7 protein-coding genes and 2 pseudogenes are annotated in these 9190 nt (G+C 67.4%); 6 read left to right on the top strand and 3 right to left on the bottom strand.

Translation table 11 applies throughout. The annotated features are described in order from the left end of the window. Positions 1–36: 36 nt before the first annotated feature. Entirely contained in the window at positions 37–2901 is a 2865-nt protein-coding gene (locus tag KBY65_RS12730; protein ID WP_255001821.1) for a valine--tRNA ligase, read from the bottom strand. Positions 2902–2951: 50 nt separating this feature from the next. On the opposite strand from KBY65_RS12730, the gene KBY65_RS12725 reads away from it, so the two are divergent. Together KBY65_RS12725 and KBY65_RS12720 are read left to right on the top strand one after the other, a co-directional pair. Next, the gene (locus KBY65_RS12725) at positions 2952–4211 is read left to right on the top strand and encodes an extracellular solute-binding protein (protein ID WP_255001820.1); all 1260 of its coding nucleotides are present in this window, start codon (positions 2952–2954) and stop codon (positions 4209–4211) included. Next, positions 4208–5464, top strand: a complete 1257-nt coding sequence (locus tag KBY65_RS12720) for a mechanosensitive ion channel family protein (RefSeq protein WP_255001819.1) — start codon at positions 4208–4210, stop codon at positions 5462–5464. The genes KBY65_RS12725 and KBY65_RS12720 overlap by 4 nt, the downstream gene beginning before the upstream one ends. On the opposite strand, the gene KBY65_RS12715 is transcribed toward KBY65_RS12720, so the two are convergent. Both KBY65_RS12715 and KBY65_RS12710 read right to left on the bottom strand, forming a co-directional pair. Continuing rightward, a complete protein-coding gene (locus KBY65_RS12715; protein ID WP_255001818.1) occupies positions 5461–6105 on the bottom strand; it encodes a 2OG-Fe(II) oxygenase in 645 nt (214 codons plus the stop codon). The two genes, KBY65_RS12720 and KBY65_RS12715, sit on opposite strands and share 4 nt — an antisense overlap. After that, the gene (locus KBY65_RS12710) at positions 6105–6566 is read right to left on the bottom strand and encodes a protein phosphatase (RefSeq protein WP_409996647.1); all 462 of its coding nucleotides are present in this window, start codon (positions 6564–6566) and stop codon (positions 6105–6107) included. Before KBY65_RS12710 ends, KBY65_RS12715 begins: the two co-directional genes overlap by 1 nt. 47 nt (positions 6567–6613) lie before the next feature. Here KBY65_RS12710 and KBY65_RS12705 point away from each other — a divergent pair, with 47 nt between their 5' ends. The 4 genes and pseudogenes from KBY65_RS12705 to KBY65_RS14095 all read left to right on the top strand — a co-directional run bounded on the left by KBY65_RS12705 (position 6614) and on the right by KBY65_RS14095 (position 9188). Then, entirely contained in the window at positions 6614–6871 is a 258-nt protein-coding gene (locus KBY65_RS12705; protein ID WP_094561479.1) for a hypothetical protein, read from the top strand. An 18-nt stretch (positions 6872–6889) separates the two neighbouring features. Beyond that, a pseudogene (locus KBY65_RS14105) lies at positions 6890–7879 on the top strand (HAD-IC family P-type ATPase); the annotation flags it as partial. A gap of 301 nt (positions 7880–8180) precedes the next feature. Further along, positions 8181–8258 (top strand): annotated as a pseudogene (locus tag KBY65_RS14100) (hypothetical protein); the annotation flags it as partial. 6 nt (positions 8259–8264) lie between these two features. Beyond that, a complete protein-coding gene (locus KBY65_RS14095; RefSeq protein WP_369802063.1) occupies positions 8265–9188 on the top strand; it encodes an HAD-IC family P-type ATPase in 924 nt (307 codons plus the stop codon). The last annotated feature ends 2 nt before the right edge of the window (positions 9189–9190 follow it).

The raw sequence follows: 9190 nt of genomic DNA, 5'->3' as shown, positions 1-9190 counted from the left end.
GAAGCTGAGCTGGATGTACGCATACATCCTAAGCGTTCAGCCCAGCTCCGCCAGGCGCTTGCGGGCCAGTTCCGCCTGGGCCTGGGCTTCGGCCAGGTTGGCCTTGCACTCCACCACCACCTCCGGCGGCGCCTTGCCGGCGAAGTTGGGATTGGCCAGGCGACCCGCCAGGCCGGCGATCTCCTTTTCAGCTTTGGCCAGGTCTTTGTCGAGCCTGCCCTTGAGGGCGTCGAGATCCACCAAGCCCTCGATCGGCAGCAGCACCTGGAGCTCGCCACACACCCCGGCCAGGGTCCGCTGACCGGCAGCGCCCCCGCGGGCAGCCTCGGCGGTGGCGGGATCGAGCACAGCCACGCTCTCGGCGCGGGTCAAGGCGGTGATGTCGGCCGTGGCCTCCTGCAACAGCTGGGCCAGCGCGCCGCGGCCGGTGACGAACTGCACCGGCGCCGGCTGAGCCGGCTTGAGGCCCGCCACGGCCCGCAGGTTGCGCACCACCCGAATCGCCTCGATCAGCTCGGCGAAGCTCGTCTCCAGCTGGTCGTTGAGCGAAGCGGCATCCAACGTCGGCCAGGGTTGGAGGGCCAGGAAGGTGGCCTCGCTCTCACCGGTGAGGCCATGCCAGAGCTCCTCGCTGAGGTGCGGCATCAAGGGATGCAGCATCACCAGCAGCGCGTTCAACACCTTGGCCAACACCTGCCGAGCGGTGCGCTGATCGGCCAGGGCCGCCTCACGGGCAGCCCCCTCGAGATCAGCCGGCACCTGCAGCCGCCGCTTGATCAGCTCCAAGTACCAGTCGCACACCTCGTTCCAGGCGAACTCATAGAGGCCCTTGGCGGCCTCGCCCAGGCCGTAGCCCTCGTAGCGCTCGGCGGTTTCACGGTTGACGCGGGCCAGGCGCGAGAGGATCCAGCGGTCGGCCAGTTGCAGGGAGGCGGGATCCGGGTCGCCCAGCGAAGCGGGCGTCTCGCCGCCCAGGTTCATCAGGGCGAAACGGGTGGCGTTCCAGAGCTTGTTGGCGAAGTTGCGCGAGGCCTCCACGGTGGCGGAGGTGTCGGATTTGCGGTCGTAGTCGAGGCGGATGTCCTGGCCGGCACCGGCCACCTCCCGCACCAGGGCGAAGCGCAGCGCATCGGCGCCGTAGCGATCGATCAGCAGCAGCGGGTCGATGCCGTTGCCCGCCGATTTGCTCATCTTGCGGTTCTGCTCATCCCGCACCAGGCCGTGGATGTACACATCCCAAAAGGGCATCCGACCCGTAAAGGCGCCGGCCATCATCGTCATCCGGGCCACCCAGAAAAAGATGATGTCGAAGCCCGTCACCAGCACGCTGGTGGGATACCAGCGCTCCAGATCGGCGGCATCGGCATCGGGCCAGCCGAGGGTGGAGAAGGGCCAGAGACCGCTGGAAAACCAGGTGTCGAGGGCGTCGGGGTCCTGCTCCAGCACCACCGGATGGGCGTGGACACCCCCAGCGAACTGGGCCTCCGCCTTGGCGCGGGCTTCTGACTCATCGCGGGCCACCACGTAGGGGGTGCTGTCGGTGATTTCGCCGCCGGTTTCGCTCACCACAAACCAGGCCGGGATGCGGTGGCCCCACCACAGCTGACGGGAGATGCACCAGTCGCGGATGTCGGTGAGCCAGTCGCGGTACACCTTGCTCCAGCGCTCCGGCACGAAGCGGGGGTCCGCGTTCTCCAGGGCTTCGCGGCAGCAGGCGGCCAGGGGCTCGGTGCGCACAAACCACTGGGTGGAGAGCAGCGGCTCCACCGGCACCTTGCCGCGGTCGGAGAAGGGCACGCTGTGGCGGTAGGGCTCCACCTTCACCAGAAAGCCCTGCTCCTCCATGGCGGCCACCACCGCCTGGCGAGCCTCAAAGCGATCCAGCCCGGCGAAGCGGCCGGCGGCTTCGTTCATCGAGCCGTCCATGGCAATCACCGTGATCAGGGGCAGGTCGTGGCGCTGGCCGATGGCGAAGTCGTTGGGATCGTGGGCGGGGGTCACCTTCACGCACCCCGTTCCGAACTCCGCATCCACGTGGTCGTCGGCCACGATCGGGATCTCACGCCCCACCAGCGGCAAGGTGAGGGTCTGGCCCACCAGCTCGGCGTAGCGCAAATCCTTGGGGTTCACCGCCACCGCCGTATCGCCCAGCAGGGTTTCGGGCCGGGTGGTGGCCACCTCCAGGAAGCCCCCGCCGCTGCTAAGGGGGTAACGGAAGTGCCAGAGGTGGCCGTCCACCTCCTTCATCTCCACCTCCAGGTCGCTCACCGCCGAGCCCGAGGCGGGGCACCAGTTCACCAGGTATTCGCCCCGGTAGATCAGCCCCTGCTCATGCAGGCGGTTGAACGCCTCGATCACCGCGGCGCTGCAACCGGCATCGAGGGTGAAGCGCTCCCGCTGCCAGTCCACCGAGTAACCCAGGCGCCGAAGCTGGCCCACGATCGTGCCGCCGCTCTGGGCCTTCCACTCCCAGGCCTGCTTTAGGAAGGCCTCGCGGCCCAGGTCTTCCTTGCGTTTGCCCTCCGCCTTGAGCTGCTTCTCGAGGATCGTCTGCACGGCGATCGAGGCATGGTCGGTGCCGGGCAGGCAGAGCACGTTTTTGCCACGCAGGCGCTGGAAGCGCACGATCGTGTCGATCAGGGCCGTGTTGAAGGCATGGCCCATGTGCAGGCTGCCGGTCACGTTCGGCGGCGGGATCACGACAGAAAATGGCTCGCCCGGCGCCGCCGGATCGGGGTGAAAGGCACCGCTCTGCTCCCAGGCCTGCTGCCAACGGCTCTCGGTGCCGGCCGGGTCGTAGGTCTTGGGCAGCCCTTCGGCTGCGACGGTCTTGGGCAGGGCCGCTTCTGGGGCTGGGGCAGACAGCTCGGTCACGGCGGCAGGCACGGGCACTCGGGCCATGGTCGCAAAACGGGCCGAGGCCAGGGATGATGAGCCCGCAGAACAAGGCCATGCCGCATCCCCCGGCCCTTTCACAGGCGACACGACGCGTGGCATGGCGCTGCCTACCTGTGCTGGCCTCACTACTGCTGCTGGGTTGCCGCGCCGGCGATGGGCTGCCCAACGTGCTTTACCTCGGGGTGGAGGTGAACTCCGATGAAACAATCGACGCCAACCTGCTCGCCGACACCCGGCAGCGGCTGGGTTACTTAGAAGCTGGCTACAGGCAGCTTTACCCCAACACCCGATTTCAGGTCAGCCTTTACCCCGAACAGCAACTGGCCTGGGCGATCCAACGCCGCAACCGGGCCGGGCTGGGCCCCGATCTGCTGCTGATCAACGGGGACATGGCCGTGCAGCTGTTGGATGCAGGTGTGATCGCGCCCTTCCCGCGAACTGAAGTGGATCTCAACCCGTTCGATCCCCAGGTGCTCGATCGGCTGCGCAACTCCTCCGGAGAACTGGCCGGGCTGCCATTGCTGGTGCAGACCCAGCTGGCCTGCTTCAACCGCAGGCGACTTGACGCCGCTCCAACCACCCTGCAGCAGCTGCTCGACACCAGTGCCAAGGGCCATCCCGTGGGCCTCTCGATGGAGGCCTACAACCTCTTCTGGACAGTCGGCAGCCTTGGTGCGATCGACGCCATCGATACAGCCGCTGCCGGTAGGCAACCCAGCGGGGCCCAGCAGCAGGCGATCGAGCGCTGGCTCACCTGGCTGCAAAACGCCAACAACCAACTGCGGGTGACCTTTTACGCCAGTCACTCCTCGGCAGAGGCGGAATTCCAGGCGGGCCGGCTCGACTGGTTCCCCTGTCGCAGCTCGGCCATACCCCGGCTGCGCAAAACCCTGGGGGATGGGCTCGGGGTGGCGCCCCTGCCGGGGGGCGAGGGGGGTAATGCGAGTCCAATCAACAAGCTGCGGGTGTTGGCCCTCGGCACCAACGCCAGCCGCAGCAGCCGCGAGCGGGCCCTGGCCTTCAGCCGCTTCAGCGTGAACCCCCTGAGCCAGAGGAATCTCACCCTGGGCTCCCAGGTGGTGCTGCCAGCCAACCGCTTCGTGAGGGTGCCGGTGAGCAGCTCGGCGACGCTTCGCGCCATGGTGACTTCGACCGAACAGGGCAGCCAGACCAACACCCTGGGGGAACTCATTCACAGCAACGATCCCCGGTTAGACAAGATCCAGACCCTGCTCACCACGTTGGTGTTTGGGGAGGTGCCGCCCAGCAAGGCAGGCCAGAGCCTGGTGGCGATCCTGCGGAACCGGCCATGAGGGAGCTGTTGCTGGAGGTGCTGGGCTGGCTGGGCTATCTGGAGCGGCCCGCCGTGCTGCTGCAACTGGCTGTGGTGATCGGGCTAATGGTGTTGCGGCGCTTTGCAGCCCACCGAAACTGGCTACGCCAGCTGCGGCCGCGGGCCTACACCCCCCTGGCCCTTGTGGTGCTGGCGGCCAGCTGCCTGCTGCTGGCCCTGCTGGGGCTGCCCTACGGACTCAGCGGCCAGCTGGGCATGCTCTGGCTGGGCTGGTACGCTCTCAACCTGCTGCAGCCCCTGCTGCAACGCCGCCTCGGCACGGAAACGGCGCGGCAATTGGATAACCGCCTGCTGCGGCCCGCCTATCTGCTGCTGGCGGCCCTGATGCTGATCAGCAGCCTCGACAGCATCAGGGATCTGGCCGTAGCCCCCCTGGGCAGCGTGCTGGGGGTGCCCGTCGATGCGGGCAAGCTGTTCAATGCCGGGCTGATCACCTACCTGGTGCTGGTGGGCTCGGGGCCACCGGCGGCGGGCGTGGCCTGGCTGGCGCAGCGAGCAGTGGGCTTGAGCGATGGCAGCCGTAAAGCCATGGAGTTGATGCTGCGTTACACCGTTGTGGGATTGGGGCTGGTGGGCGTGGGGATGCACCTGGGCCTCAACACCACCGCCCTGATCGCCGTGGCCGGCGGCCTGTCGGTGGGCCTTGGCTTCGGCATCAAGGAGGTGTTCTCCAACTTCGTGAGCGGCCTGTGGCTGCTGTTTGAGGGCTCGGTGCGCCCCGGAGAGGTGCTTCTGCTCGATGACGACCACTGCGAAGTGCGCAAACTGGGTCTGCGGGCCACCCTGCTCTGGCGCGACCGCGACAACGCCGAACTGCTGATTCCCAACCAGACCTTCTTCACGGAGGCGACCACTAGCTACACCGCCAGCGACCGCATGCGCCGCTGCCAGGTGGATGTGGGCGCCGCCTACCACCACGACCCCCATCAGGTGATCGCCCTGCTGGAGGCCACGGCCCTAGGGGTGGACACTGTGCTGGCGGAGCCGGCGCCGAAGGGCCTGTTGCTCAGCTATGGCGACTTTGCGATCAACTACGGGCTGCGCTTCTGGATCGCCAACCCGATCGAGGCCCCCGTGATCTCCAGCGCCGTGAACCTGGAGATATGGCGTGCCTTCAAACAGCAGGGCATCGAAATCCCCTTCCCCCAGCAGGTGGAGTATTCGATGGTGTGGCCGCCCGAGCAGCACCGGCCCAACGTCGACAACCACTAGCTCCTGGCCAGCCGACGCAGGTAGTCCTCCCGGCTCCCCGAGTTGATCCAACCGGTGACGATGGTTTTGGTGTGCTCCTGGCTGACGCGGCCGCGGTGAATGTGGGACGGGCCGGCCGGGAAGATCACCAACTTGCCCCGCTCGGCCTCCTCATGGTGCTCCTGCCAATGGAACTCCGTACCAGCCTCGGGCACGGAATTGCAATAGAGAATCCAGGCCAGCACACGGTGCACTGGTTCAGTGGCCTCGTCGCTGATGGTCCAATCGCAGTGCCAGCGCTTGAAGCCCTCCCCCGGTGCATAGTGTTGCAGGTTGAAAATCGGATTCACAAACAACTGCTGCTCCGGACAGCAGTCGCGAAACAGGGGGCGCTCCTTGAGGTACTGGCCCAGGGCCGCATTCACCCCGCGCAGGATCACCTCGGCCAGGGCAAAGGCTTCGGGATCGCTGCGGTCGATCGCCACCAGGCTGATGTCGGTGGAGATCTTGGCCGGCTCAGCGCTTGCTCCGGCCCCGGCCGCGCCCTCCGGGCCAAAGGCCACACCGGGGCGCTGCAGATCGGGCCGGCGCTCGAAGAAGGCCATCACCCCATCGGCGAGGGCTTCGAAACCGGCGTTCCGGTAGGGCGCGATCAGGTCCATCAGGGGGACTCCTGCGGGAGGGCGAGCCAGGGAATGGCCACCACGGCATCCAACGCCTGCCAGCGCTCCGGCCCAGCCACGAGCCCGGGCAGCAGACCCACCCGCTCCAGGACCTGGACCACCCGAGCGGCATCCAATGGGCCAGGCGGGCCCAGGGGCATCACCAGCACCTGCTGCTCGGCAGGGTCGGCCATCACCTGAAGATCCAGATCCTCCAGAGCTCGCTCAAAGAACAGGCGCCGCATCCGAGTGGTCACCACCGGGCCCAGGGCGGCCGCAAAGGCCTCCAGGCCCTCGCGGTCGCCGCTGCAACCGCAGTTGAGCGACAGCCAGATCATCAGCTTGGCCCAGCTCTCCGTGCTCCAGAGCGGCTGGAAGCTCTCGCGGTGCTGCCGCACCAGCTCACCGATGGCGAAATCGAACAGCGTTGCCTGCAGGTTGGTGGCCTTCATGCCTGCCATCCTGCTCAGCGGCGGGCAGACTGCACAAGCATGTGCAAACCGCATCCATGGCCCTCGACTTCAACGACCCCGATCTGGAGTTCGGCGATCTCGTGTACGCCTACCAGAGCTGGGTGATGGCGGTGATCAACGACGAGAAGCTGGGCGGCGACGAGAAGCTGCTCACCGACGAGATCGCCGACGACGCCCTCAACGCCATGCGCTTCCTGCCGGGCGAAGTGACCAGCGCCATCGAAACCAGCCTCGCCCGCGTCTATGACGTGGATGCCGACGAACTCGCCAGCCTGCTGTTCCCCGAAGGCTGACGCCCCCCAGGCGCGCCCATGCTCCAGCTGCCCGTTGATGCCCACAGCCTCCAGGGAGACCAGGTCGCCGCCGCCCTGGCCTCCCCCCTGGACCGGGGCCTGAGTCACGCGGAAGCGGAGCAACGCCGGAAACTGTGGGGAACCAACGCCTTCAGCGAGGGAGGCGGCACCCCAGCCTGGCGGCGATTTCTGGGGCAATTCCACGATCCCCTGCTCTACACGTTGTTGGTGGTGGGGGCGATCAAGGCGCTGCTGCACGAACCCGGCGAAGCGCTGGCGATCTGGAGCGTCACCTTGATCAACGCCTTGATCGGCTACGTGCAGGAAAGCAAAGCCGAAACGGCGATTGCCGCCCTGGCCCGCTCGGTGCGCACCGAAGTGGAGGTGATCCGCGACGGCCAGCGCCAGCGCCTGCCGTCCGAACAACTGGTGCCGGGCGACCTGGTGAGCCTGGAGGCGGGCAACAAGGTGCCGGCAGACCTGCGCCTGCTCCAGACGCGCAACCTCAAGGTTGACGAATCCAGCCTCACGGGTGAATCGCGGCCTGCGGCCAAGGACACCACGACGGTGGAGCGGGACGCCGCGCTGGCTGAACGCCTGGGCATGGTCTATGCGGGCAGCTTCGTCACCAGCGGGCAGGGCCAGGGCCTGGTGGTGGCCACCGGAGCAGCCACCGAGGTGGGGCAGATCTCCAGCTCGATGCAGCAGCAGGTGAACCTCAGCACGCCGCTGACGCGCAAGTTCCGCCGGTTCAGCCACACCCTGCTGAAGCTGGTGCTGGTGCTGGCTGGCCTCACCTTCCTGGTGGGGCTGCTGCGCGGTCGCGACGCGGCCGAAATGTTTGACGGGGCGGTGGCCCTGGCGGTGGGAGCGATTCCGGAAGAGCTACCGGCGATCGTGACGATCACCCTGGCCATCGGCGTGAATCGCATGGCCCGCCGCAACGCGATTATCCGCAAACTGCCGGCGGTGGAAGCTCTCGGCAGCACCACAGTGATCTGCTCCGACAAAACCGGCACCCTCACCCAGAACCGGATGACGGTGCAGGAGATCTATGCCGGCGGCGCACTGGTATCCCTCGAAGCGCTGTGGCCGGGCAATGGAAGCCCAGACGAGGGTGACGAAACCGATTCACTAGCCAGCACCGATCCCCTGGCCAGCAATGTGGCCCTGCGCGAAACCCTGCTGGCAGGCCTGCTGTGCAACGACGCCCGGCCGAGCCAACGGGAGGGCCTGGTAGGGGATCCCACAGAAACCGCCCTGCTGCAGGCTGCCCAGAACGTGGGCCTGGATCGCCAGGAGGCCCTCGATGCCCACCCACGCCGGGATGCCGATTCCCTTCGAATCGGAACAGCAATACATGGCCACGCTGCATGGCAGCCATCGGCTGCTGATGAAGGGATCGGTCGAAGCGGTGCTCGCCCGCTGCAGTCGCCAGCTCAGCGCCGCCGGCCAGCCCGAACCCCTCGACGGGAGCTCGATCACCGCAGCGGTGGCCGCCATGGCCAAGCGGGGCCAACGGGTGCTGGCCTTCGCCATCGGCAGCACGGACTCCAACCAACACCAGCTGCACCCACGCCTGCTGGAGGAGGGGCTGGATTTTCTCGGCCTGCAGGGGATGCTCGATCCGCCGCGTCCCGAGGCCATCGAAGCCGTGGCCGCCTGCCAGGCCGCGGGCATCACCGTCAAGATGATCACCGGCGACCACCTCGAAACCGCCCGCTCGATTGCCCTGCAACTCGGCCTGGGCCAGGGGGAGACGGTGAGAGCCATCGATGGCCGCAGCCTGGCTGCCCTGGCCGACGACGCCCTGGTGGATTGCGCGCGCCACCACGACGTCTTCGCCCGGGTGGCACCGGCTCAAAAGCTGTCGCTGGTGAAAGCCCTGCAAGCTGATGGGGCGGTAGTGGCCATGACCGGCGACGGCGTCAACGACGCCCCAGCCCTGAAACAGGCCGACATCGGCATCGCCATGGGCCAGGGGGGCACGGAAGTGGCCCGCGAAGCCGCCGACATGCTGCTCACCGACGACAACTTCGCCTCGATCGAAGCCGCCGTGGAGGAGGGGCGGGCCGTGTACCTGAACCTGCGCAAGGCTCTCGCCTTCGTGCTGCCGGTGAATGGCAGCGCCTCGATGACCATCCTGCTGGGGGCGGTTTTCGGGCTTGAGCTGCCCGTGACAGCCCTGCAGGTGCTCTGGCTGAACATGGTCTGCTCCCTGAGCCTGTCGGTGCCGCTGGCCTTCGAACCGCGGCCCCCAGGATTGATGCAGCAACCGCCGCGGCCACCGGCCCAGCCTTGCGTAGGCGCTCTCTGAAG

Origin of the sequence: Cyanobium sp. Alchichica 3B3-8F6, assembly GCF_024346435.1 — a bacterium.
Lineage (GTDB): Bacteria > Cyanobacteriota > Cyanobacteriia > PCC-6307 > Cyanobiaceae > Cyanobium_A.
Note: the sequence above shows the minus strand (reverse complement) of the source record. Positions and strands in the feature narration are given on the sequence as shown.

What these genes read in the sequence shown, in the direction of transcription:
- KBY65_RS12710 (WP_409996647.1), bottom strand. Translation starts at nt 6,566, where the DNA reads ATGGCAGGCATGAAGGCCACCAACCTGCAGGCAACGCTGTTCGATTTC.
- KBY65_RS12715 (WP_255001818.1), bottom strand. Translation starts at nt 6,105, where the DNA reads ATGGACCTGATCGCGCCCTACCGGAACGCCGGTTTCGAAGCCCTCGCC.
- KBY65_RS12720 (WP_255001819.1), top strand. Translation starts at nt 4,208, where the DNA reads ATGAGGGAGCTGTTGCTGGAGGTGCTGGGCTGGCTGGGCTATCTGGAG.
- KBY65_RS12725 (WP_255001820.1), top strand. Translation starts at nt 2,952, where the DNA reads ATGCCGCATCCCCCGGCCCTTTCACAGGCGACACGACGCGTGGCATGG.
- KBY65_RS12705 (WP_094561479.1), top strand. Translation starts at nt 6,614, where the DNA reads ATGGCCCTCGACTTCAACGACCCCGATCTGGAGTTCGGCGATCTCGTG.
- KBY65_RS12730 (WP_255001821.1), bottom strand. Translation starts at nt 2,901, where the DNA reads ATGGCCCGAGTGCCCGTGCCTGCCGCCGTGACCGAGCTGTCTGCCCCA.
- KBY65_RS14095 (WP_369802063.1), top strand. Translation starts at nt 8,265, where the DNA reads ATGAAGGGATCGGTCGAAGCGGTGCTCGCCCGCTGCAGTCGCCAGCTC.